The organism is Ferruginibacter paludis, from assembly GCF_030409685.1.
Classification (GTDB): Bacteria; Bacteroidota; Bacteroidia; order Chitinophagales; family Chitinophagaceae; genus Ferruginibacter; species Ferruginibacter paludis.
This window is the reverse complement of record NZ_JAUFQJ010000003.1, coordinates 296640-322267: the sequence shown is the minus strand read 5'-3', so window position 1 is coordinate 322267 and position 25628 is coordinate 296640. Positions and strand designations below refer to the sequence as shown.

Annotated in this window: 18 protein-coding genes and 1 tRNA gene; 4 read left to right on the top strand and 15 right to left on the bottom strand. The window is 41.3% G+C overall.

Annotated elements, in window-relative coordinates:
* Positions 1–218: hypothetical protein (locus tag QWZ08_RS05740; RefSeq protein ID WP_290336291.1), on the top strand; the 218-nt coding region annotated here is incomplete at its 5' end.
* A 244-nt stretch (positions 219–462) separates the two neighbouring features.
* On the opposite strand, the gene QWZ08_RS05735 is transcribed toward QWZ08_RS05740, so the two are convergent.
* From QWZ08_RS05735 to ggt, 5 genes are all read right to left on the bottom strand, one after another.
* Positions 463–5319: a translocation/assembly module TamB domain-containing protein gene (locus tag QWZ08_RS05735; protein ID WP_290336290.1), complete on the bottom strand. Its 4857-nt coding sequence runs from the start codon at positions 5317–5319 to the stop codon at positions 463–465.
* A gap of 278 nt (positions 5320–5597) precedes the next feature.
* Entirely contained in the window at positions 5598–6146 is a 549-nt protein-coding gene (locus QWZ08_RS05730; protein WP_290336288.1) for a DUF1572 family protein, read from the bottom strand.
* A 57-nt stretch (positions 6147–6203) separates the two neighbouring features.
* Positions 6204–7430: a trans-sulfuration enzyme family protein gene (locus QWZ08_RS05725; RefSeq protein ID WP_290336287.1), complete on the bottom strand. Its 1227-nt coding sequence runs from the start codon at positions 7428–7430 to the stop codon at positions 6204–6206.
* Positions 7431–7552: 122 nt separating this feature from the next.
* Complete coding sequence (locus QWZ08_RS05720; protein ID WP_290336286.1) at positions 7553–7966, bottom strand: hypothetical protein; 414 nt, start codon at positions 7964–7966, stop codon at positions 7553–7555.
* A gap of 46 nt (positions 7967–8012) precedes the next feature.
* Entirely contained in the window at positions 8013–9713 is a 1701-nt protein-coding gene (gene ggt / locus QWZ08_RS05715; protein ID WP_290336284.1) for a gamma-glutamyltransferase, read from the bottom strand.
* Positions 9714–9788: 75 nt separating this feature from the next.
* On the opposite strand from ggt, the gene QWZ08_RS05710 reads away from it, so the two are divergent.
* The 3 genes from QWZ08_RS05710 to QWZ08_RS05700 all read left to right on the top strand — a co-directional run bounded on the left by QWZ08_RS05710 (position 9789) and on the right by QWZ08_RS05700 (position 16699).
* Positions 9789–12296: a M14 metallopeptidase family protein gene (locus QWZ08_RS05710; protein WP_290336282.1), complete on the top strand. Its 2508-nt coding sequence runs from the start codon at positions 9789–9791 to the stop codon at positions 12294–12296.
* Positions 12297–12378: 82 nt separating this feature from the next.
* Positions 12379–14865 (top strand): PIG-L family deacetylase, encoded by a 2487-nt coding sequence (locus QWZ08_RS05705; protein WP_290336281.1) that lies wholly within the window; start codon positions 12379–12381, stop codon positions 14863–14865.
* A 193-nt stretch (positions 14866–15058) separates the two neighbouring features.
* Positions 15059–16699, top strand: a complete 1641-nt coding sequence (locus QWZ08_RS05700; RefSeq protein WP_290336280.1) for a sodium:solute symporter family protein — start codon at positions 15059–15061, stop codon at positions 16697–16699.
* A 221-nt stretch (positions 16700–16920) separates the two neighbouring features.
* Here the strand turns inward: QWZ08_RS05700 and QWZ08_RS05695 are convergent, their stop codons facing one another.
* The 10 genes from QWZ08_RS05695 to QWZ08_RS05650 all read right to left on the bottom strand — a co-directional run bounded on the left by QWZ08_RS05695 (position 16921) and on the right by QWZ08_RS05650 (position 25569).
* Positions 16921–17766, bottom strand: coding sequence for a DUF2911 domain-containing protein (locus QWZ08_RS05695; protein ID WP_290336279.1), 846 nt, complete (start codon positions 17764–17766; stop codon positions 16921–16923).
* Between the two features lie 82 nt (positions 17767–17848).
* Entirely contained in the window at positions 17849–19180 is a 1332-nt protein-coding gene (locus tag QWZ08_RS05690; RefSeq protein WP_290336278.1) for a carboxypeptidase-like regulatory domain-containing protein, read from the bottom strand.
* On the bottom strand, positions 19180–19761 hold the full coding sequence (locus tag QWZ08_RS05685) for an RNA polymerase sigma factor (RefSeq protein WP_290336277.1): 582 nt from the start codon (positions 19759–19761) through the stop codon (positions 19180–19182). The genes QWZ08_RS05690 and QWZ08_RS05685 overlap by 1 nt, the downstream gene beginning before the upstream one ends.
* Before the next feature lie 255 nt (positions 19762–20016).
* Positions 20017–20850 (bottom strand): SAM hydrolase/SAM-dependent halogenase family protein, encoded by an 834-nt coding sequence (locus tag QWZ08_RS05680; RefSeq protein ID WP_290336276.1) that lies wholly within the window; start codon positions 20848–20850, stop codon positions 20017–20019.
* Between the two features lie 126 nt (positions 20851–20976).
* Positions 20977–21786 carry an SDR family oxidoreductase gene (locus tag QWZ08_RS05675; protein ID WP_290336275.1) on the bottom strand — a complete coding sequence of 270 codons (810 nt, stop codon included), beginning with the start codon at positions 21784–21786 and terminating at the stop codon, positions 20977–20979.
* Positions 21787–22008: 222 nt separating this feature from the next.
* A tRNA-Lys gene (locus tag QWZ08_RS05670) sits at positions 22009–22081 on the bottom strand.
* A 256-nt stretch (positions 22082–22337) separates the two neighbouring features.
* Complete coding sequence (dapB, locus tag QWZ08_RS05665; RefSeq protein ID WP_290336274.1) at positions 22338–23087, bottom strand: 4-hydroxy-tetrahydrodipicolinate reductase; 750 nt, start codon at positions 23085–23087, stop codon at positions 22338–22340.
* A 27-nt stretch (positions 23088–23114) separates the two neighbouring features.
* Positions 23115–23765 carry a DUF5683 domain-containing protein gene (locus tag QWZ08_RS05660; RefSeq protein ID WP_290336273.1) on the bottom strand — a complete coding sequence of 217 codons (651 nt, stop codon included), beginning with the start codon at positions 23763–23765 and terminating at the stop codon, positions 23115–23117.
* Positions 23765–24682 (bottom strand): ParB/RepB/Spo0J family partition protein, encoded by a 918-nt coding sequence (locus QWZ08_RS05655; RefSeq protein WP_290336272.1) that lies wholly within the window; start codon positions 24680–24682, stop codon positions 23765–23767. The genes QWZ08_RS05660 and QWZ08_RS05655 overlap by 1 nt, the downstream gene beginning before the upstream one ends.
* A gap of 86 nt (positions 24683–24768) precedes the next feature.
* Positions 24769–25569 carry a ParA family protein gene (locus tag QWZ08_RS05650; RefSeq protein ID WP_290336271.1) on the bottom strand — a complete coding sequence of 267 codons (801 nt, stop codon included), beginning with the start codon at positions 25567–25569 and terminating at the stop codon, positions 24769–24771.
* Positions 25570–25628: the final 59 nt, after the last annotated feature.

Genomic DNA, 25628 nt, shown 5'->3' with positions numbered 1-25628 from the left:
TAATCAGACGTTCATTTTTCACGATTAAAAGAGCATTGCCCAATATGTTTTGTTATTTAGATAACCCCAATATTCCCAAAACAACCAATGGAATAGAATCTTACTTTGGGCAACCAAAAACAACCGAATCAACTTCATCAAATGGTATATCTACTTCAGAAACAAATCCAAGCTTTGAGTTTTCCTTAGCCATGCAGCAATCCAATAATATAAACTAAAAAGCAACCCCCCTAAAGGCTGCTTTTTATCATTGTCTTGCATTAATCATATTGCTGGCAGGTTGCTCTCCAGCAGAGCCTACTTCCTCTTAAGATTAACATCTGCAATAAAAGGATTTTGACACAAAAAATCACCAACTATTTTTCAGTACATTACCTAATAAAATAACTCTTTGCTTATAACTCCTTCAGATAAATATAAAAGCTAACAGGCCTCAAAAAATCAGTCATCACACATAGCGATTTAATTTACCGGTCTGTTGTTCACCAACACCACTTTTCTTTTTCTCTTTGGGTCAAGTATATCCGATAGTTTATCAAAATCTTTGCGGTAAGAAAGGTTAACACCCGTTTTATTCCGCTGACCGATAAAATCATAATTGGTACGGTTAAATGCTACTACTCTTACACTTCCATCTTTGTTGATAATAAATTCTGCCGTAACATCCGGCGTTACAAGTACGTTGGTATTGCGGGTGTAATTGATTGCGTATGGGTTATTATAATCCACGTTTACACCAGCTGATATAATAAGCCTGCCCTGCAATAAAGTAAAGATAAGTCCGCTTTTAGCGGCGGCCTGCAATTGGGCAACATTGGCCTGAAGATCGCCCGGAGAGGTACTGCCGTAACTGGTATTTAAGTCAAAATACAGCGAGGTATTCTTAAGGTATTTTTGTAAAAATTTATTAAAGTACCCCGACAGTGCACTTGACACCATTCCCCCGATGGTGCTGGATAAAATATTAGCGCCGCTGTTAGCAGTAATAAAACCCTGCTGACCGCTGATGAAAGAGTTAAATAACAACAAGGAGGTTACTTGTTTATTCAGCTCGTTTTTATCGTCTTTGTATTGCTGCAGCGTTTTAGTAATAAAAAAGTCATTAGCTAAAGGACTACCAGGCGGCAATTGAAATTCGAAATCGATGGAAGGTTTCAACAGGCTTTCAGTCAGATGCGCCAGAACCCGTACATCACTCTTTTTTTGAAATGAAGTGTTAGTGCCTGTGGTGCCGGAAATGTTGTTGCTTATGCTTTTGAAATCGACATTGGTAGCCAGGTATTCCGCAATGATATCAATCTGTGCGTTCAAAGGATCGCCGCTCCAAACAATGTTTCCGGTATTTACCTTAAAATATTTTTTAAGGTAGGTCTGAAAATTAAATGTGTAGTCACCCCTTGTAATATCGTAACGGCCATTGATGGTTAACGGTTCTTTATTACCCACTCTTATCTTTAACAGGCCGTTGCCCTCCCCCTTAATAATATCACCCGTTGCTTCATCCAGTATTACATCAATTTTACAGGATGGGTTAGCGGTAAGCGCCATGTTAACCACAATATTGCTGGAAATCCTTCCCTTATATGCATTGGCCATCTCGGTACCAAACTGGATGAAATCAATATAATCCACCACGCCGCTTTCTACCGTGGTACCGTTAGATAAATAAATATGGCTGCTATCTGTTCTGGATGGCTCGCCGTTAATGTCCATTGTAATGTCGTCAGCACTGCCATTTAGTACAAGAGACGCCCTGCCAATTACTTTACCATAGAAAATATTATTGTCTCTTTTGGTAGTGTTGAGTACAAGCAATTTTTTCGTATCCATTTTTACGTTATCAAAACCAACCTGGTCAAAAAAGCGATGGTACATTTTCCCGCTTACCGTGGCGGTGTTGTTTAATGTGTCCGTTATAGTCACCGTACCAAAATCAATTTCATCGGGATTGAAAATAATGGTTTCGTTTTTAAAAGCATATTTGCATTGGGTATAAATAACCCTTAGTGACCCTTCCGTAACATTAGCAGATCCTGTAATAGTCAGATGCTTTGAATTACCCATCACTCTTAAATTGCTGGTGTTGGCTGTGCCTCGTATCTCACTGAAAATTCCGCCAAGGTAATTGTTTAAAATCTTGAGATCCAGCTTTTCGGATACAATGGCAATATCGGCCTGGTTACCTAAAGAATCCTTTGTATTGTAGGTGCCATCAATGCGAAAATGGTTGTTGGGGTCTTCAGCACCTGCATTAAATTTCACAATGCCGGTATTGGTAGAATAGGTTGCATGCGTATTGATGACACCAACGGAATCACCGTCAATGGTAAATTTTTCTGTTTCTGCATCGGCCTCAATATACGGTTTGCCAAACGGGTCGGCTATCCTTACAGTGCCTGAAATTTGTCCTTCCATCCTTGGCTTTTTTAATACCAGTGGCAACAGGTCATCAATACTTACTTTGGTAAGCTTCACCACAACGTCATTGGTATTGCCGGTTTCAGACGGTTCGGTGGCAATTTTTATCTGCTGGTCTCCCTGTACAAAATTCACTTCGCTGGCACTTACCTGGGTTTTGCTTAGCGATAATTCGCCATCTCTTTCCAGCTGCCATTTTTTGTCGTTGATAATAAATGAACTTGGAAAAAAATGAATTTTTACGCCATCCTTCATGGTTTGTACCTGGGCATTGATATTGGCACTGCTGAGGTTTTTGCTGGCACTGGTGTTAAGTACAATGTCAGTTATGTCATCATGCGAATCCAGTACCAGGCTGCTGGTCGGCAAATGCAGGCTATCATTGATTTGTACGTCATCAACATCCGCTTTTGTTACCAGGTCGTCAAAATTGCCATTGCTTGCTAAACGGGTATTATTAAAAACTTTCCCATCATAGCTAAACTGGGGCACGGTTACGTTTACACTAAACTGGTTGTCGCTTAACTGCAGGCTTCCTTCTATTACAGCATTATCAAAACCTCTTAGTCTGTGGTCAAGTAAAGGCATGTAGCCGTCCACTTCTTTTGTTTTTATCAGAAAAGAAAAGTCCTGGTCACTCAGCGTATACCCGGGCTTTTTTATATAAGAAGGGAAATAACGACTCAAAAAAATCTTGAACGCATCCGGCAGTTCACGAATGGTAAACTTACCATCTACTTCGGCTTCCAGGTTATTGGTTACAAGGCTCAGTACTTTGGAATCGTTGAGCACAGAGGAGTGTAGAATTAATGAATCGAAGCTTAGCGGTGTGTTGTTGTGCAACAGACCGGCATTGTAAATTTTTGCAGTACCTAAAAAGTTATCAATGTTGCTGCCGGTAAAATCGAGGTTAAAGTGGCCATTTAATAAAAAATCATCCTGGGTAATATTTAATTTTTTAAAATCAGCTTTGGTAAGATCCGCATCAAAATTAAATTGTGGCTCTGTACCAGTAAAATCGATGCTGCCTTTGAGGTCATGCAGCACTAAATTGGGATCATCAATGCTTGCCGAGCCACTGAATAATTTTTTACCAAAATCGCCCTTCACGGCTATGTTCTGGTAAGTGTATCCTGCTACTTCAACACTGCGGATATTGCCGTCAAAATTTGCTGCCACATCTTTTGACGAAAAGCCGGCACCGTTAAGTTTGCCGTTAAAAATTATTTTGCCAACATCTTTGGAATTGATAAATTCTCCCAGCTGAAAGCCATCAGTAGAAATTTTACCGATGTAAACAGATGACCCGTCGTCCGGCAGTTTCATATTAACATCACCTGTAACTACACCCAGGTTGGTAGAGATGGTACCAAAGGCAACAAAATCTTTTATAAAACCGGTGAAATTACCGCGGTAATTGATATTACCCAGTTTACCAAGATTGGGTTGTGTAACCGTTTTTAAAGATGGAACAATGGCGGACAAATCCCGTATGGTTGTCTTTAGTTCATTGGCTTGAAAATCGATAAATGTATTGTCAATATCCGGAAGGCCTTTTAATGCAATGTCGCCATCAACATAACTGTTGTCAGTTTTAATCAGCATTTTTTTTGCAGCCAGGTTATCCACGCTGCCTTTGGCAACGCCTTTCAACTGGAATACTCTTTTCCATTCTTTTGTTTCAGGGGCAAAAAAACCAAGATCATCACTGCTTAATTCACTGTTTACAAAATTCGCATCCATCTTAATGCTGTGCACAAAATCGCTCATGTCTTTATTAAAACCGCGGTAGTGCATTGCAAAATAATTGCCCAGGTGGCTTTTGTTGGTCACCAGTTCGAGCTGTTTGTATTCCATCAGCTCGGGCGTAAATTTTAGCGCCGCTTTTAGTTTTTTAACTTCAAAGCCACTGCGTTCTTTTGTAGAAAGACTGAAATCGGTAGTGAGGGTATCTTTCTCAAAATGCAGGTTGTTAAAGTCGCCTGTTATATTACCAAAGCGCAAGTGAGCTCCGTCAAACCGATCGGTAAAGGGCGCCCTGGCTGTTTCCTGGCCGCTGCTGAAAACACCATTGGTAATATGGATGTTTTTTACGTTCATAATCCACCCCGCATTATTCCAGCGGTAGGCAGTGGTTTTCGCATCAGGGCGGCTGGTATCTTTCGGAATGTGCAATCTTTCCCGGTTGCCCTCATAATCAAACTGCCCAAATTCCGGTCCGTCGATGGAAAGCGTATTCAGATTAATTTTTTTATTATCAAGACTGATATCGTCAGCAAACAAATCCAGTTTTTTTATGTGCACTTCCATATTATGGCCCACCCACCGGTCCAACTGGCTGAACCTTATATTCTCCAGCTTCAGAATCTTGATATCAAATTCAATCGTATTTTTTTTGCCGGATGATTTTTTGGGCGAAGAAAAATAATCAACCAAAAACTGGTAATTCCATACAGAATCGGTTCGTTGCATGTTGACTACGGCGTTGGTAAGTGCCACATATTTCAGGGTAGCTTTGTTTTTTAAAAAGAACCAGTCGGTAATATTAATCTTGGCGCTGCCTGCATAAAGCAACGTATCCCTTTGCCTGTCTTCCACCAGCAGGCCCCGAAGGTCCATTTTATCAAAAAAGCTATAGTCGATTCTCTGAATGCTTACTTTGGCTTTCAGGTTATCGGATAGTTTGCCTGAAACAGTGGATACGATGGCGTTTTGAACAAATGTTAGCTGCAGCGTAAACCAGATAGAGATTACCATGCCCAGCAACCATAAAAAAAACCAGGTTTTATGTTTGGCTTTTTCAAAGGTATATAACCAGCCGGCCAGCCAGGCGGCAATGGCAATGCCAAACACCCAGTTGCCATATACCGGTTTTACGTACACCATCAGCGCACCAAGCACTAACCAAAAAATTAGTGCAAGTGAAAACCATTTTAATATGTTGAGGATTGAGCGCAGTGGATCAGTGTATTAGTGCAAAAATAGCGTATCGCCACCGTTGGGCAAATTCAGTACCAAATATATTGTTTTATTGCAGATTGATACGTTAAATAAAGCCGATAGCTGTTTACACTGGCATGGTACAGCCAATTGTTCCGGATATGGAATGCGGCGAATTTTTGACAATGTTTATGACCGCTTGGTTACCTTTTTTTACTTCATAATTGATGTTAGGAAGGTCAGCTTTTTAATTTATCCGCATTGGCCGAAAACAACTGCTGATTGTATTGGTCGGAATTGCCTTTTGGAATGGACAGGCTTTGCCAGTTTTGATCTTTGCGTATCTTGCCTATGTAAATAATCTGGCCAACATGATAGGGGTAATGAGCCAGCTGCCTGTTAATGGCATCGACAGCCGGGATAGCTTCGTGGCGGATGTAAATTGTTTTTAATAAATCTTCTCCATTCAGTTGCCGCAAGGTACCTAAGAAACAATTCCAGCCCCTCTCCCAAAGTTCAATGAGCTGCTGTTTTGTAAGCGGTTGTTCTTCAAACTCTGAATCGCGGTTACGCCATTCCTTTTCGCCGTCGGTGGTTAAAAAATCAGTCCAGCGGCTGAGCATATTGCCCGCCATATGCTGAATAATAACAGCAATGCTGTTGTTTTCTTTGTTTGGCGTGAAAAAAAAGTCAGCCTCACTGAGCTGTGCAAATGTTTTATCTCCTAATTCTTTGTAATAAGCAACTCTTTTAATGGCTGATTGCAAAAAGGTGGTGGCTAAGTCCATTGTAGTTTATTTACGGAGTTTATAAAAAGCAACTTGCATTTATAAAATTAATAAAAATCAGGCAAGCGCCTGTTCAAGATCGGTTAAAATATCAGCTACATTTTCTATACCCACACTTAGCCTGATCAGGCCATCCGTGATGCCATTTTTTTCTCTGTCTTCCTTACTCATTCCGCGATGGCTCATGCTGGCGGGATGAGAGATGAGCGTATCTACTGTGCCCAGTGAAACCGCCCTGACACACATTTGCAGACGGTCGATAAATTGTTTGCCTGCGTCAATTCCACCCTTTACTTCAAAGCTCAGCAATGCGCCGGGTTGTTTCATTTGTTTTAAGGCGATGGCATGGTCGGGGTGCGAATCAAGCCCTACGAAATTTACTTTTTCGATCGCGGTATGTTTGTCCAGGTAATCCGCAACAGCAATGGCGTTACTGCAATGCCGCTCCATTCTTATCTCCAGTGTTTTCATACCGTTAATGAGCAAAAAAGCATCAAAAGGATTGTTGTTATTGCCCAGTAAAATATGCCATTTCCAAATATGGTTTTTCATCTTTTCGATGTCTTTCCCCACCAGCACGCCACCAATAGAAGTACCATGGCCGTTTAAGAATTTTGTAGTAGAATGAACGACAAAATCAACACCATATTTAAAAGGTTGCTGCAGGTAAGGCGTGGCAAATGTATTGTCAGCCGAAACCACCAGCCCATGTTGTTTTGCGATTGTTGTTACCGCGGCTATGTCAACGCATTGCATGGTGGGGTTGGCCGGCGTTTCAATATGCACCATTTTGATAGCCGGATTTTTTTTAATGGTTTCTTCCACCACATTCAAATCACGCAGGTCGGCAATGATGGTTTGAATGCCCGATTCCGCCAGTACTTTCAGCAATAGCTCGTACGTGTGTCCATACAGGGAATAGTGCGACAAGACTGCATCACCGGCCTTGAGATTGCTCATGAAAAGGGTTGTCATGGCCGCCTGTCCGCTGGAATGCAGGAGGGCTTTCAATTGCAGCGGTTCACCATTTTCATCCATCAAGCCAAACGCTTCAAGCGCTTCGATGGTTTGTTCTGCTGCTGTAAAAGTGGGATTACCCCAACGGCCATAGAGCCGGCTTTTATCTTCGCCGGCAAAACGCTCCATGCCTTGTTGGGCAGTATCAAATGTAAAAGTAGATGTAGCAAAGATGGGTGTAAGATGGGCGTGTTCTGCATTGTGATGGCCCGCACTGTGCAATACTACCGAGCCGGTACCCGTGAACGGAAATTTTTTATTGGCCATGCGATATAATTGATGAAATGAAGAGGTTGATTTAGCCAGATCAAAATTAAGTGAATATTAAAGTACTTAATTTTTCGGGATGAGATCATTCTGAAATAGAGAATTGCCCTTCTTAGGATGCCTTATATTTTTAATACAAATCCTACGCTCCAGATGAAGATTTCTATTGCAAAAGTGATAACTGAGATAAGGACACTTTTGTACAGAAGTTTATATCCCTTGTTTAAAAGAATTGCCTCATCATTTACAAAAGAAGCGTACAACAATTCAGTGCCGTTTAAATTTAAAATAAGGCTTGTAATTCGGGCGACAAGGTTAACAATAATTGCAGCGGGTAATAGTATTAATTTGTAAAAATATTTAAATGTATGATTACCTGAATGAACTGCTGACAGGTAAGCATACCATTTCCAAACATCTGAAAAAGAATAAACAATACAAAGCAATAAAATTATTTTTATCACATTGATAACCTTTTTGATGGTTCCCTTATCAACGGCTTCCGCGAAATTGTGCCCGATCAAATCTTCGTTCATGCTTTCAGAGTCATCATTGTTGTCAGATAAAACAAAAGGCCTTCAATCAATATCCCTCCGCATCATCATCGCCTCTTTTATCACCAACCGCTACTATTAATTTTTTTGCACCGCCCGTAATCAGGATCAGTTCTGTACGGCCAATTTGACCCCTTTTAATTACTTTGTAACCCATGGCCTGCAATGCTTCCATGGTAGCGTCACTAAAATCATCTTCAGCATAAATTTCATCGGGTAACCACTGGTGGTGAAACTTGGGCTTGTTCACGGCATCTTCCGCACTCATACCAAAATCAACAATATTTACAATGGTTTGAATGACGCTCGTTGGGATAGTAGTGCCTCCGGGCGTACCTACAACCATAAAGGGCTGGTTGTTTTTCAATACTATCGTGGGTGTCATACTGCTTAGCATTCTTTTGCCGGGAGCAATGGCATTGGCTTCTGCGCCAACAGCGCCATACATATTCGGCACACCAGGCTTTACGCTGAAGTCATCCATCTCATTATTTAATAAAAAACCTGCGCCGGCAACAACTGCACGGCTGCCATAACCGCCATTTAAGGTTGTAGTAATGGAGACTGCATTCCCATCTTTATCCAGCACACTCAGGTGTGTTGTTTCTTCGCTTTCCTTAATAGCACCCGCTTTTGTTGTTTCACTGCTGCCTGCTTTTCCGGGCGTGTAATCCTTCATTCTTTCTGCGATGTATTGGTCGCTTACAAGTGTTTTTACCGGCACTTTTACAAAGTCGGCATCGCCCATGTATTGTGCCCTGTCTGCATATGCCCTGCGTTCTGCTTCGGTTAATAACTGCACACTCGCTGCACTCTGAAAACCCATTCCACCTATATTTTTTTGTTCGATCATCTTTAGTACCTGCTGCATAATAATGCCACCGCTACTTGGCAGCGGCATTGTAATGATGTGACAATTTTTATAATTAAATTCAATGGCCTTTCTTTCTTTAACACGATAATTTTTCAAGTCATCCATGGAAATAATGCCTTTGCCTTTTTGCATTTCGGCCACAATTAGCTTCGCTGTTTCACCTTCATAAAAATCTTTAGCACCCAAATCCCGGATGCGTTTTAATGTGCCCGCCAGTTCCTTTTGAATCAGCGTATCACCTTTTTTCCATTCGGCATCTTTAACAAAAACAACGGGGCTGCTGTTGATCTGCAGAAATTCTTTTTTTAATTCGTTCAGATCACTGGCCTCATGTTCCGTAATAGCAAATCCTTTTTCCGCTAGTTCAATGGCGGGTTGTATCAGTTGTTTAAAAGGAAGTTTTGCATATTTTAAAGCCGCAAATACGCCTGCAATCGTACCGGGTACACCGCTTGCCAAATGACCATCCTGCGATAATTGCATTTGCGGATTGCCGTTTGCATCCAGGTACATATCCCTGCTGGCTTTTTCGGGTGCAGCTTCGCGGTAATCAAGCGTAATATTTTTACCGGTTGTAAGATGTGCTACCATAAAACCGCCGCCACCAATATTGCCGGCGCCGGGGTATACCACTGCCAGTGCCAGTTGCGTTGCAATGGCCGCATCCACTGCATTGCCACCACTTTTTAAAATTTGCACACCTACTTTACTGGCCAATGGATGGGCCGACACAACAGCTGCTTTTATACCACTTACTTTTTTTTGTGAGTGGTATTGGTAAGCATTGATTTGTGCTGTACATTGCACGAATAAGCAATAAAATAAAATACTCATTACAATCCTGTTGAATTTCATCTGCAGTTTTTTTTTATTATGAATAGCCTTCTCAATAACCTTACTTCAAAACCAAGTCAATACTAAAGCCTTTTTATGGATAAAAAAATAGTTCTCATTTTATTTTTTGCCTGTATTGTTTTTTGCTCCTTCGCCCAAACCATTAAAAGTCCTGACGAATTTTTGGGTTATCCTTTGGGAAGTAAATATACACCGCATTATAAAATAGTGAACTACTTTAAATACGCTGTTGCAGCCATGCCACAGGTGATGAAGCTCGACCAGTATGGAGAAACCAATGAAGGACGGCCCCTGTTGCTTGCCTATATTGCCACGCCGGAAAACCTGGCAAAGCTGGACGATATCCGTAAAAATAATTTAAGATTAACCGGGATGTTAACCGACCAGCAGGGCAATGTAAATGCTCCGGTGATTGTATGGCTGAGTTACAATGTACATGGCAATGAAACCAGCAGCAGCGAAGCATCCATGAAAACGTTGTATGAATTATTAAACCCGGCCAACAACGCCACCAAAGAATGGTTGAAGAATACAGTGGTGCTGATTGATCCGTGTATCAATCCTGATGGTCGTGACCGTTATGTTAACTGGTACAATTCCGTGGTGGGTAAAAATGCAAATCCCGACAAGCAGTCGAGGGAACACATGGAACCCTGGCCCGGTGGAAGAACGAACCACTACAATTTTGATTTAAACCGCGACTGGGCGTGGCAAACACAAAAAGAAACTCAGCAGCGGTTAAAAATGTACAACCAATGGATGCCGCAGGTGCATGTTGATTATCATGAACAGGGATATAACAATCCTTATTATTTTGCCCCGGCCGCGCAACCTTATCACGAGGTGGTAACTCAATGGCAACGGGATTTCCAGGTAACCATCGGAAAAAACAATGCGAAGTATTTTGACAGCAATGGCTGGTTATATTTCACCAAAGAAGAGTTTGATCTGTTTTATCCATCTTATGGCGATACATATCCTATCTATAGCGGTGCCATTGGTATGACGTTTGAACAGGGCGGCGGCTCCCGTTCCGGTTCTGCAGTCATCATTGATAACGGCGATACGCTAACGCTCAAAGACAGGATAGCGCACCATTTTACAACCGGTATGAGTACCCTTGAAATGGCAAGCCAGAACAAAGAAAAGCTGATGAAGGAATTCAGTAACTTTTTTATAAACGAAAAAAATAATGGCATAGGCGAGTATAAATCATTTGTTGTTACAGATGTAAACTCCAATAAAATAAATGCGTTAAAAAGAATGCTGGATGGCAATAACATTCTTTACAGCAACGCTGTTATCAATAACGCAAAAGGGTTTAACTATTTTAGCGGTAAAGAAGAAAGTTTTAGCGCAGCCAATAGCCTGGTCGTTAGTACCTACCAGCCAAAAGGTACGCTGGTAAAGGTTTTGTTTGAGCCCAAATCAAAACTGGTTGATTCTGCTACTTATGACATTACCGCCTGGAGCCTACCCTATGTGTTCGGTTTGCAGGCTTATGCGGTTAAAGAAAAAATTACGATAACACCTTATGGTGCCAAACAAACAACTGCTGCTGTTCCTGAAACTTCTTATGGCTACCTGGTAAACTACACTTCGTTTGAAGAAGCTAAATTTTTAGCGGCATTATTAAATGCCGGCATCAGGGTAAGGTTTGCAGAGAAGGATTTTATGCTGAATGATAAAAAATTTATGCGGGGTACACTGATTGTTTTAAAGAAAGGCAACGAGACTAAACTGGCAGATTTTGCAGTTGCAGCACAAAAATTCAATGCAAATGTAACAGCGATCTCCACCGGCTTTATGGAAAGCGGCAATGACTTTGGCAGTGCAAAAACGCATTTTATTAACCAGCCAAAAGTGGCGCTGGTAACGGGTAAAGGAACCGATGCCGGTGCAGCAGGAGAGTTATGGCATTTGTTTGAACAGGAACTGGATTATCCGTTAACACTGATTAATGCAGATGACTTTACCAACCTGAGTTTAAAGAATATTGACGTCATCATTTTACCCAATGGCAATTATAAATTTTTAAGTGACAAGGAACCATTGGCTGATTTAAAAACCTGGGTACGGCAGGGCGGTAAAATTATTGCGCTTGAAAATGCAGTAAATCAAATGGCTAACGGCGACTGGGGACTGAAGGTTAAGAAAGAGGACGAAGAGAAAGACAAAAAAGACGAACCAAAAGTGTCGTACGCGGATGTAAAACCCTATGAAGAAAATGAGCATGAGTACATTAAAAATACCATCGCCGGTGCAATTTATAAACTGGATATTGATAACACTCACCCGTTAGCTTTTGGATACCCCAATTATTATTTTACCTTAAAGCAGGATGATAAGATGTATGAATTTTTAAAGGAAGGCTGGAATGTCGGCATTATAAAAAAAGACAGCAAGGTGGCGGGTTTTGCAGGCAGTAAGGTAAAAGATAAAATAAAAGATGGCACTGCAATCGGTGTGCAGGAGTACGGGCAGGGTAGCATTGTATATTTTTCAGATGATCCGGTTTTTCGCTGCTTTTGGGAGAACGGAAAACTGATGCTGAGCAATGCGGTGTTTTTTGTAGGACAATAGAAATCATGTCTGATGCCTGATTTTCAATGTCTGATATTTGGATGTTCTATTTTTTAATTTTTGACTTTTAAATTTTTTCTGGATGATAAAAAAAATAACAACGCTGCTGATTGCCGTGATTTGCATGCAATCGGACGCTATTGCGCAAACGCCGAAAACTTATACTTCCTCAGAAATATTGCAGCAGGTAAAAAAGCTGAATGTACTGGGTTCTGTTTTGTATATCGCTGCACACCCCGATGATGAAAATACACGACTGCTGGCTTACCTGGCGAATGAAAAACTGGTGCGTACCGGCTACCTCAGTTTAACAAGAGGAGATGGAGGTCAGAATTTAATTGGTGATGAACAGGGAATAGATTTGGGGTTGATCCGCACACAGGAATTGCTGGCGGCCAGGCGCATTGACGGTGCTGAACAATTTTTTAGCAGGGCTTACGATTTTGGCTTTTGCAAAACTCCGGAAGAGGCGTTGAAGACATGGGGCCATGATAAAATTTTAAGCGATGTGGTGTGGGTGGTGCGCAAGTTCAGGCCGGATGTAATCATCGCCCGCTTTCCGGAAGACAGCAGGGCAGGGCACGGGCACCATGCCGCTTCGGGTATACTCGCCCGGGAAGCTTTTGATGCAGCAGCAGATCCAACAAAATTTCCTGAGCAGTTAAAAGAAGGCGTTACTGTGTGGCAGGCGAAACGCATGTTATGGAACACCTTTAATTTTGGCAATACCAACACTACCAGCGAGGAGCAATTTAAACTGGATGCAGGTATGTACAATCCTTTGCTGGGTAAAAGTTATGGCGAACTGGCTGCGTTAGGCCGCAGTCAGCATAAAAGCCAGGGCTTTGGTGTACCGGCACAAAGAGGTGAAGCCATTGAGTATTTTTCAACCATCAAAGGCGACAAGCCCGTAAGTGATTTGCTGGATGGTGTTGACCTGGGTTGGAAAAGAACAGGCGCAGCCAACGTTATTCAGTCAACCATCGATTCCATCTATAAAAATTATTCACCTGAACATCCTGAAAACAGCGTGAGCCAATTGGTACGACTATATAAAAAAATAGATGCCATCAAGGATGATTACTGGAAGGAACAAAAACAAAACGACATCAAAAAACTGCTGGAGTATTGCAGCGGCTTGTTTATGGAAGCCACAGCTGGCAGCCAGTATGCGGTACAAGGCGACAGCTTAAAAATTACCGCCACGTTTAACAACCGCCTGGGTGTAGCATTAACCAATGCCGACGTAAACATGTACGATATTTATCACGGCTTTGACGCGTTGAAAAAAGATGTCAATGCCAGTTTTGGATTGAGTGTTTACATCCGGCCTGACCAAAAAGTATCACAACCTTATTGGCTGGAAAATAAAATGGAGAAGGGTGGCTTTAATGTAACCGACCAGCAACTGATTGGAAAGGCAGAAAATGAACCGTTGAGTATTTTATTTGGTGCAACCATCGACGGGGTAAATTTCAAGTTCAAAAAACCGGTACGTTATAAATATACCGACCCGGTGAAGGGAGAAATTTATCAGCCGGTACAATTGATTTACCCGGTAAACATTACCAGTTCACCTTCGATGCTGATTTTTAAAAATGAGGATGTGAATGTAAAAAAGACCATCCATTTTACCATCCAGGCCAATACCGCTGTAAACGATGCGGCCCAATTTAAATACAATAACAACAGCAAGGCGGTTACTATTTTCGATTCAGTGATTCACATGAATAAGGGCGACAGAAAGTTTGCAGATGTTGCCATTGCCGGTGATGCGGTAGCGAAAAATTCAAAAGATTTTTATGGCGGCAAACTGTCAGCTAAAACATTTCACCAGGACCAGTTTTATGCGGTACATAAAATAAATTACGATCACATACCCGAAATAGCATACAATTTTTATGACCAGGTACCGGTGTTAAAAATTGACCTGAAAATTGCAGGCAGCCTGGTAGGTTATATCCCGGGTGCAGGAGATAAAGTACCGCAGGCGCTGGAACAAATGGGCTATAAAGTAGTGATGCTGAAACAGGCTGATTTAACCGTTGCCAACCTTAAACAATTTGATGCCATTGTAACGGGCGTGCGTGCCTACAACATCAATGAATGGCTAAGCAACAGTTACGACGCGTTAATGCAATATGTGAATGATGGAGGAGTGTTGCTCACGCAATACAATACCAGTAATGCAATTGGGCCGGTGAAGGCTAAAATGTCACCTTATCCTTTTACCATTAGCCGTAACCGGGTTACTGATGAAGAAGCCACGGTTAATTTTTTATTGCCTGATCATCCGGCATTGAATTATCCAAATAAAATTACTGCCAAAGATTTTGAAGGCTGGGTGCAGGAACGCAGTATCTACAATGCAGAAAATATCGATGCCAGTTACCAGCGCATTTTAAGTATGAAAGATCCCAACGAAAATGACCAGGATGGCAGTTTGATTATTGCCAATTATGGAAAGGGGAGATTTATATATACCGGCCTTGTTTTTTTCCGGGAACTGCCTGCGGCTGTGCCCGGCGCTTACCGGCTTTTTGCCAACTTAATAGCGGCTGTAAAATAATTGTGTTGAAGTAAACTAATAGCATGGAAAAGGAAAAATCATATTGGAAAAAATGGTATCTCGGCGTATTTTTCTTTCTGCTGTTCCAGGTAGTAGCCTACTATTGCATTACCCGTTATTTCAAATAAGATTAACTTATACACTACATAAAAAAGAGTAAACTTGCCGTTGCAATAAATGACGATGCCTGCTTATGAGTAATCTTGACTGGATTATATTAATCGCTACACTTACAGGGATTATCATTTATGGTATGTACAAAAGCCGTACAACCAGAAATTTAGATGGCTACTTTTTAAGCAACCGCAGCATGCCCTGGTATTTGGTGCTGCTGAGCATTATGGGTACGCAGGCAAGCGCTGTAACTTTTATCAGTGCACCCGGCCAGGCTTATACAGATGGGATGCGGTTTGTTCAATATTATTTTGGCCTGCCGCTGGCCATGATCGTAATCTGCATATTTTTTGTTCCTGTTTTCAGAAGATTGAAAGTATATACGGCGTATGAGTTTTTGGAAAACAGGTTTGATGTAAAAACACGTACACTTACCTCCGCTTTATTTTTATTATCCAGGGGCTTATCAACAGGCATCAGCATTTATGCGCCCTCCATTATTTTAAGTTCCTTATTAGGCTGGAACATTTATTATACCAACCTGGTGATGGGCGGCCTGCTGATTATTTATACCATGAGCGGCGGCGCTAAAGCAGTGGCTTATACACAGCAGTTACAACTTATCATTATTATAGGTGGCATGTTTGTAGCGGGTTACCTTGTGGTAAAATTAATGCCGGCTAATATTGGTTTTGGTGATGCATTGAAACTTGCAGGCGGCCAGGGAAAAATGAATATCATTACCATGGGAGTTACCAATAATCATTTTGACTGGAAGGATAAATACAATATCTGGAGCGGGGTAATCGGCGGATTTTTTTTAGCACTCAGTTATTTCGGTACCGATCAAAGCCAGGTGGGGCGATACTTAACAGCCAAGTCAGATAAAGAAAGCAAAGTTGGTTTACTGATGAACGGCATGGTAAAAGTACCCATGCAGTTTTTAATTTTGTTATTAGGTGTGTTGGTGTTTTCATTTTACCAATACCACAAGGCACCGGTTTATTTTGATGATGCAAAAATTATTGCAGCAAAAAAAACAAATTACAAAGACACACTGGTGCAATTGGAACAACAATATTCCGCTGCAATAGCCGGGCAAAACAGGACAGCGTTAAATGACTTGAGAGCTCAGTACAAAACTGTTTTAAAAAAGGCATTGCCCGGTGATGACGCCAATGATACCAACTATATTTTTCTTCGGTTTGTAGTAGATAATTTGCCCAAAGGTTTGGTAGGCTTATTAATCGCCGTTATTTTTTTATCCGCCTGGGGAAGCATTGCGGCGGCGCTCAATTCGCTGGCCTCCTGCACGGTAGTTGATTTTCATAAAAAGTTTATCAATAAAGATTGTACTGAAGCCAAAGACTACAACATTTCCCGCTGGTACACATTTGGCTGGGGTGTGTTCAGCATTATCGTGGCTATGTTTGCATACAATCTCGGTAACAGTTTAATTGAAGCGGTGAATATTTTGGGGTCTCTTTTTTACGGCGTAATTCTGGGTATTTTCCTGGTGGCGTTCTGGATGAAGTGGGTGGGTGGAAACGCTGTTTTTATAGCAGCAGTCATTTCAGAAGCGTTGATTATTTTAGTTTACAACCTCAATATTGTTTCGTTTCTGTGGCTGAATGTGGTGGGTGCTTTGCTGGTAATTATTTTAAGCGTTGTGCTGCAGCCAATACTTCCCGCTAATAAAAAAGTAAAGAATCTTTCTTAGGTGTGGCATCCCATCAAAAACCCCGGGGGTGGTTTTCAAATCGTCGGCGCCTGATTAGGGTTTTTATTCTAAAAATACGCGTTCGTTCATGCTAAAACGCCGTCAGGGTTTTTAACCGCTGACGGGGTTAAGTAAAAAAAGACTGTCACTTTTAAATGACAGTCCATTTCCTTGACGTAATAAATTTACTGCTGCAATATCTTCACCCGTAGTACTAAAGTTTAATTTGTTTTTTTCAATTCTTTTTGCAACTTCTCATTCATTCTCACATAATCATCATTTTTTGCTTCTTTCGCTAGCGCTAACGAAGTTTTGGAAGTCTCCATTGCGGCGGCATTTTTGCCCATTTCTTTTTCAATTTTCGCCTTGTATAAAAACATGTAGTAGGCTTTGGGATTTTCTTCTGTTGCTTTGGTAACATTCTCCAATGCCCTGGTTAAATTTTTATCATACTCAAAATAAAATTGGGCGGCCTGCCAGTAGGGTTTTTTATCAGTCAGCATGGCGGCATCAATTTGTGCCCTTATTTTATCTTTTATGTTGGTTATAATGGGGATGGTAATCAGTCGCTTTTCCCATACCAGTTGCAGGTCGCAGCTTTCTGGTTTGATATTGGCAAACTGAATGGTAAAGGTTTCAGTCCTGGCAATTGTTTTTACTGCGGGTACGGTAAAATGAACTACGTCTTCAGATTCTTTATAGCCGCTTGTACCGCCATTGCTGATGCCTTTATTCAAAATAATTTCCCAACTTTCTTCTGAGGGAATCGTGTAGAGTGCGTAAGACCCCGTGTCAATCTTTTTACTACCTATTTCAACCGGGGTGGTGAAAGTTAACCTGGTAGCGCCGTTGGCACCGGTACGCCACAATTTACCATAAGGTACCAGGTCGCCAAACACAGTCCTGTTTTTTATATTGGGCCTTGAATAAACTAATTCAATACTACCCATGCCAAATTCTTGTTTTACAGTTTGAGTGGTAGAGGGAGATGGTAAACTTACCTGGGCAGAAACAACACTGATAAAAAGAATGCCTGCGCATGCAAACGCTGTAAGATTTTTTTTCATTTGGAATGATTTTTTTTGAACCTTAAATATATCAAGATTGCAGAAAGGGCTTGCCGGGATTTATGCCGAACTATTCTGTTGCTTAAAATTTCACCTTTACTTTACCCTTCTCTTTTTTCCCTTTTTTTACTTTCCATTGCGGGCCTTCTTTAATCACCCGCAATGCCTCCACATCACAGGCAGCGCACAATGATTTGGAAATATTCATATTGCTTAACGTACCGTCTTTGTGTACATCAAAAGTTACTTCCACTTCACCATGAATATTTTTGACTGTTATGGAGGGATCGGGCATAACATTATTGGAAAGATAGGTATCATAATTACTCCAGCCATCTTCAGGTTCTACATTCAGCAGGGTGTCCAGTTGCATGGTTATTTTTGGCATAGTACCAGGCAGCTTTTTATTTTTAAACTGCACAATATCTTTTGCTGCCACCTGCTGCTCATTCAACACAATTCTGTTATCGGCGATATTACTTTTAATTGGATACACCTGCGACATAAAACCTGCCGCCCGCACTCGGATATTTAAAATGCTGTCTGCCGCTGCCAGCTTAAATCGGCCTTTGGCGTCAGCATAAGTGCCCACGTTTTCATCTAGCACCAGCACATTGGCAAAAGGCAGCGGCGTATTATCAGGCGCTGTTACAGTGGCAGAAAAATAATTGCGTAACACCGCATTATTTTTACTGAGCGATTTATTGTTGTATCCCTCTGCAACACTATTTGACTCTTTTTTAAAAGCTTTCGGAGCGGCAGCCGGCGCAGCTACAGATGGCATATTGCTGGCATTGTCTTCAGTAGCCGCTTCTTTTGACTCGTTATCCCTGATCAACCCCGGTTTCACTTTTTCTTCTGCTTCGTCAGCATTTTCATTCATAGCAACAGTATTGCTGTCTGAAACTTGTTTTGTTTTTAACTGCGCTATCAATGGTTTCGGATTGTCTTTTATAACCACTACCCGTTGTTGCTGTGAGCCGCTTCTTGCAGCAATTGAATCACTTTTAGTTTCTGCTACAGCAACTTGTTCACTGCTATCCTTTTGTTTTAAATCAGCAATGGAAACATTTTCATTATTGACAGTTGATGGCCGGTTAAACAAATACGCCAGCCCTATACCGCCTGCAAGCACTATTACTGCGGCTGCTGCTTGCCACCATTTAAAAACAGTGATCACCGGAGTTGCTTTTTTGGTATTTTCTTTCGCGGCAATTTGCGCTTTGGCCTCGTTCAATTGCTGTTGCCACTCTTTGCCATTCATCGCTTCATACCCTTCCATGGCGTCAGCCAAAAACGGGTCGTCCAATGCCGCTTTTTCCATGGCGTGCATTGCTTCCGGCGATAACCTGCCCTCAAAATATTGTTGTATATTTTCTGCTGTGTAAATGATATTTGTTTTATTGTCTGCCATCAATCATCCGCCTGTTTTGCTTCCACACACAATTTCAAATTTCTTTTTCCATTTTGTATAAAACTTCTCACTTTGTTCCATTCAAAGCCTGTGATCACAGAAATTTCATTGTAAGACTTTTTTTGCAGGTAAAATAATTCAATGCTTTGTTTTTGATCTGCCGGCAATGTTTCCATACAAGCTTCCAGGTGTTTAAAACTGGTCTCTTTTTCGAATGCTTCGTTTTGCAGATGCGTAACTTCCGCCGATTGCATAAAATCGGCATTCCACTCGCTTGTTTTCAGGTTTCTCGGGCTCCTCAGCTGCATCAGGCAGTAATTGCGTGCCAGTACATACAGCCAGCCTTTAAAATTATCTACTTCGTGCAGTTTCAGCTTGGTATTCAGTTCCTCAAAAATATCCATCACTGCATCCTTGCTGCGCTCAGCATCTTTAAAATATTTAAGGCAAACCCCAAATACCAGGTCCATATACCGCTGGTACAAAATGCTCAAATATTTTATATTATCGTGGGTTTTAAATGCTGCCAACAGTTCTTTGTCTGACTGCTGATCTGCTGATATGTTGGTTATAAAAGTCAAAAAATTGAGCTATGGAATATTTTAATGTTTGGACGAATTTCGGAACGGGCAGTTGTTTTTCATAGCGTCATCGTTGTGTCACTCTCTTGTACTTTTTCAGCTTTGAGCAAAGCCATCAATTCAATAGCAACTACACTTTGTCATCAGCTATTGCGGTCTGACCTCCGGTGCCAACCGCCTGTGACCTTTTCAATTTGCCAGCGCCTGTTTTTTACTTTCGGCAATTGCAGTCTGACCTTCGGTGCCGACCGCGTTCTACTCAAAATAAACTTTCACCGTTTGGTAAAACAGCCGGTTGTTTAAATATTGTTGTTGCGCCTGCTGCTGCTGCTTTTCTGAAAAGCCCTGCAGTCCAAACAGCCCTGCTGCATTGCCTTTGTTTATAGCAATTTCAAGGTAGGCCGCAGAATTAAACATGGCCAGTTTTTCACCTTCCACAACATCTGCGTACGTGTCACTTATTTTATCAATCACTTCATCCCGTTTAAACACAATTTTAAAACTGCGGCCCCTGCGTTGTTCTTCAAATTCTTCCCTTGTAATATTTACAATTACGTTTTCAAAATTGTCAATAAAAATAATTTGTCCTTCCATCCAGTTGTTGCCCAGCAAGGGCCGCAAAGGATTTTTCACCTGTATGGAAACACTGGCGTCACCTACCTCTTCCAACAGTTTACCGTTATGTACCTCATTAAAGGCACGGGCAAAAACTGCGGTGCAGTAAAGGGTATTTTTTTGCTGTGTTTTCTCCAGTTGAAGTGCTACCACTTTTTGGGGAACTTCTTCCAGTATCATGGTCAATAAGCCATTATCAGCACAGCCAATAAAATACCCATTGTGCTCAGCCAGCAATAAGTGTTCGGGTTTTTCATCAAACAAATTCACCATCACAAGGTGAAATGTTCCCGGCGGAAAATTTTTGATGGCGTTCCTGCACACATAAGCAGCCTGCGGATAATTAAAAGGCGAAAGCTGGTGCGTAATATCCACCAGCGTAAAATGCGGGGCGTGTTGTAACAATTGTCCTTTTACTGCACCGGCAAGAAAATCATGCTGACCAATATCTGATGTAAGGGTGAGTAAAGGCATTGCAGGGTAATATTCCGTTTTATTTTAAAAGTAAGCTATCAGTTGTTTACAAAATGATAAAGGACTAAAGTATTTCTTATGAATCACCTGAGACATCATCTCATTATCTTTTCGCTATAAAGGAAATTATTTGATAAGTACCCGGTCTTTAAAAAAGAATTTTTTCACCAGCCGGTCAGCAAGCGAAGGAAAAAACTTATTTACAAAAACAGTTTGTTTGCCATCAAAAGTCAACACAAGTGTTCTTTTTCTTTTGGCGACTGCTTTAATAATATGTTGAGCGCATGTTTCAGGTTTCATCAGGGTGGCTTCCCGCAACGGACTTTCGCCCTGGCTTTCGCCCTTGCTGTTTAGTGCCGCATTGCGGATATTGCTTTTTGTAAAACCTGGGCAAACCCACATCACATTTACGCCATCGTCCATTAGCTCGGTACGCAAAGCTTCCAGCCAGCCATTCACCGCAAATTTAGAAGCTGAGTAACCGCTGCGCCCGGGAAGTCCGCGGTAGCCCGCAATGGAAGAAATGCCAACAATAGTTCCCTTTCTTTCCATGATGGTATTGAGCGCCAGTTTGGTGCAATAAACGGTGCCAAAAAAATTAATATCCATTACTTTTCTTATCACTTCCACGTCACAATCTTTTAACAAAGACCGCATGGAAACGCCTGCATTGTTAATTAATATGTCAATGCCGCCAAAAGTATCAATGGTACTTTGAATAAAGTTTTCGCATTCGCTGTACTGGCTTACATCTGCCACAATAGTATGCAGCATGTGACCGGAATATTGCACCTGCAGGGTATATAATTTATCCTGGTTGCGGCCACAGGTAGCTACCTTAGCGCCTAATGGTATCAGAGCGTCTATCAGGGCTTTACCAATACCTTCGCTTCCTCCCGTAATAGCTACTACCTTATTTTTAAAAAAGTCATTCATAAAAAAAATTATATGCAAAAATAAGCGAGTTAGGCTGGTGTAAAAAACAAAGTTGAAGCAAATATGATTTCACACAAAGTGCACTAACATTACAACAAGCACAAAGGAGCATGTGTTTGCGAAAAGCTGACGAATAAACACCTGCACTTTGTGTACTTCGTATTCGTTACGACTTTGATTGAAACAAATAAAAAAAGCCGCTTCATTTACGAAGCGGCTTTGTGAACTGGCTGGGACTCGAACCCAGGACCCATACATTAAAAGTGTATTGCTCTACCAACTGAGCTACCAATTCTTTCACCATTTTTATTTAATGGACTGCAAAAGTAAGGCAAAAAGGCATTGAGGCAAACTTTTTTAAAAAAAAAATGAATCTATTTTTTACCGCAACACACTGTTTCAAAAATATAAGAATAGCTTTTGGCCGTGTGTAGCCGCAAAACCTTTGCTGGGCTGTGTTTTAAAATTTGCTTAAAATATTTACCCACACAGTATTGTATCAAATGGGAATAAATATTTTTTTATATTGACTGCTTCAATTGAAACAACACTTAAAATCCCAGCACATCTTTCATACTGAAGATGCCTTTTTTATCCTGCAAAAATTCTGCAGCCAATACTGCACCCGTTGCAAAACCCTTGCGGTTATGTGCGGTATGGATGATTTCAATGTCATCAATGGGAGAACTATATTTTACAATATGTGTACCGGGTGCCGGATCAATTCTTTTGCTGACGATGGCCAGCTCTCCGGGCGCTACGGTTTGCTCATTCACCCATTCTTTTTTACGGCCGATATTTTCAAGAATCTGTTCAGCGAGTGTAATAGCGGTTCCGCTGGGAGCGTCTTTTTTTTCTGTATGATGAATCTCGGTCATGGTTACTTCGTATTCTGTATGAGGATTCATTAATTGCGCCAGGCGCTTATTCACTTCAAAAAATATATTTACACCAACGCTGTAGTTACTGGCATACAGTAACGCTCCCTCTTGCTGATCACATACTTCTTTAACCTCACTCCAACGCTGCAGCCAGCCCGTGCTGCCGCTTACAACGGGTACGCCTGCACCCAGACAGGTAATGATGTTTTCTACAGCACTATGCGGGCTGGTAAACTCAATGGCTACATCACACTGCTGCAGATTTTCCTTTGTAAACTGGTCCATGGTATTGATATCAATTTTCAATACAATGGTATGCCCTCTTTGTACAGCGATTTCTTCAATGGCTTTACCCATTTTACCATAGCCTACCAGGGCGATGTTTAATTTTTTTTGTTTTAAGTTGGTTGCTGGTTGCATGCAGTAGTTTTTTTAAGCTATCGATAATTATTTGGATCCGTGGTGGTTTTTTGAATGGATGTCGAACACCAGGCTAAGGCCGGTAGTATTAGCCATCGGGCTAAAGCCGGGGGATAATTTTAAACTAAGGTTATCATTTACATCAAATGCTTTTAGCTGGGCATCTACTGTTGCATCCACCACATTCAGGCCCCAGAAAAAAATAAAAAACAACACCGAATAATCTACATTTTGCCGGAAAGAATTGCGGTAGATTTTGATTGAATTAGCACTGAGATTTTTAAATTGAGCATCAATTAAATGATCGTTTGACGGGAGTGTATCTGACGCATATATATATGCCAGCCGCAACAATTTATACGTTTTAATATTGTAAAAAAACACGTAAGCGGTTGTACCCAACGCTCCATAAACCAGCGGTAATTTCCAGTATTTTTTATTATCTATCTGCCCCCAGCCGGGAATGATGGCCGAGTGAATGGTGGCCATGCGGGGATTGAACACTTTTATTTCTTTACCAGTACTGTCGTATACTTTTTCTTTTTTAGCAATGCTGTCTTTTTTTGCTTTAGCAGGGCTTACTTTTTTTATAGCACTATCTTTCAGTTGCTGGGCGTATAAAGAACAACAAAGGCAGGATAAAAACAGCAGTAAAAATATCGGCAATATTTTTTGCATCAACTTACTTTAACGTTCAATTTTTCGAGCAGGCCGTTCAGTTCATCCAGCGAATAATATTCGAAGGTTACAGCGCCATACCCCTTTTTATTGTGTACCAGTTTAACTTTCGTATTAAACTGCGATGCTAAATTATCTTCTATCTTTTTAAACGCCGGGGGCAGGGTGGCTTTTACCGAATTTTTAACAGCGGCACCGCCACCGGTGTACATGTTGCGAACCAGGTCTTCTGTTTGCCGTACAGATAATTCCTTGCTTTTGATTTCAGAAAAAATAAATAGTTGTTTGTCTACCATATCTACGTTAATCAACGCACGGGCATGGCCCATGGAGATTACGTTGGTACGAACCGCAATCTGGATATCCGGTGGTAGTTTCAGCAGCCTGATGTAGTTGGTAACTGTGCTGCGTTCTTTGCCCATGCGCTCTGCTACCTGTTCCTGCGTGTAATCCAGTTCGTCCATTAAGCGTTTGTAACTGAGGGCAATTTCTATGGCATTTAAATTTTCTCTTTGTAAATTTTCCAGCAATGCCAGCTCCAGTAATTCCGAGTCGTTGGACTGACGCACGTATACCGGTACATCTTTTAAGCCGGCAATTTTGGCCGCCCTGAAACGGCGTTCACCCGCTACCAGTCTGTATTTACCCGATGGGAGTTTGCTTACGGTAAGCGGCTGAATAATGTCGTGCAGTTTTAAAGATGCAGCCAGTTCACTCAATGCCGTTTCATCAAAATCTTTACGCGGCTGCTTGGGATTGATTTCTATCTGGTCTAAACCAATGCGGTTAATACCGGTAGATTTTTCAACAATCTCCGTTTTTAAATTACCGGCCGTGCTTTTAAGATCAGCATCTATATTTTGCAGTAAACTGCGAATGCCTTTTCCAAGAGCGTCTTTTTTATTTGGTGGGGTCATAATAATGTGTAAATAAAAAACCAGGAAAATGTGAATATGAAAATAGCCTCAACACAATCGTTACTGACGGTTAGTGCATCAGTTCATCAGCTGATTATCCTGTCTTCCTGTTTAATTTTTGTAAGGTTATTTTTTTGCAATATTTCTTTTGCCAGGTTCAGGTAATTTACGCTGCCCTTGCTTTCAGAATCGTATAAAATAACAGGCTTGCCAAAGCTGGGCGCTTCACTTAGTTTTGTGTTGCGGTGAATGATGCTGGTAAAAACCATTTCATCAAAATGCCTTCTTACTTCGGATACTACCTGGTTGCATAAGCGCAGGCGGCCATCGTACATCGTCATTAAAATACCTTCTATCTGCAAATCAGTATTCAACCTGTTCTGTACAATTTTAATGGTATTTAATAATTTGCCCAAGCCTTCCAGGGCAAAAAATTCTGTTTGTACCGGCACCACTACACTGTCTGAAGCTACCAATGCATTCACTGTAATCAGGCCAAGGGAAGGGGAGCAATCTATTACAATAAAATCATATTCATCCCGGATGGGTTCCAGTATTTTCTTTAAAACCCCCTCACGGTTGGGGTAATTGATCATTTCAATTTCTGCACCTACCAGGTCAATATGCGAAGGGATGAGGTCCAGGTTGGGAATATCTGTTTTCAGCAATACATCTTTGGCCGGGGTTTCATTCACCATGCAATCGTACAGGCTGGTTGTAACATTGTGCAAATCAAAACCAACACCAGTGGTGCTGTTGGCCTGCGGGTCTGCATCCACCAACAAAGTTTTATATTCCAGTACTGCTAAACTTGCAGCCAGGTTGATGGCCGTAGTTGTTTTACCTACACCACCTTTTTGATTCGCTATGCCTATTATTCTTGCCATACCTTAAAGTCTGTAACCAGATGTATTGTGTTATAAGATCGCCTCAACAATTTTTTTGA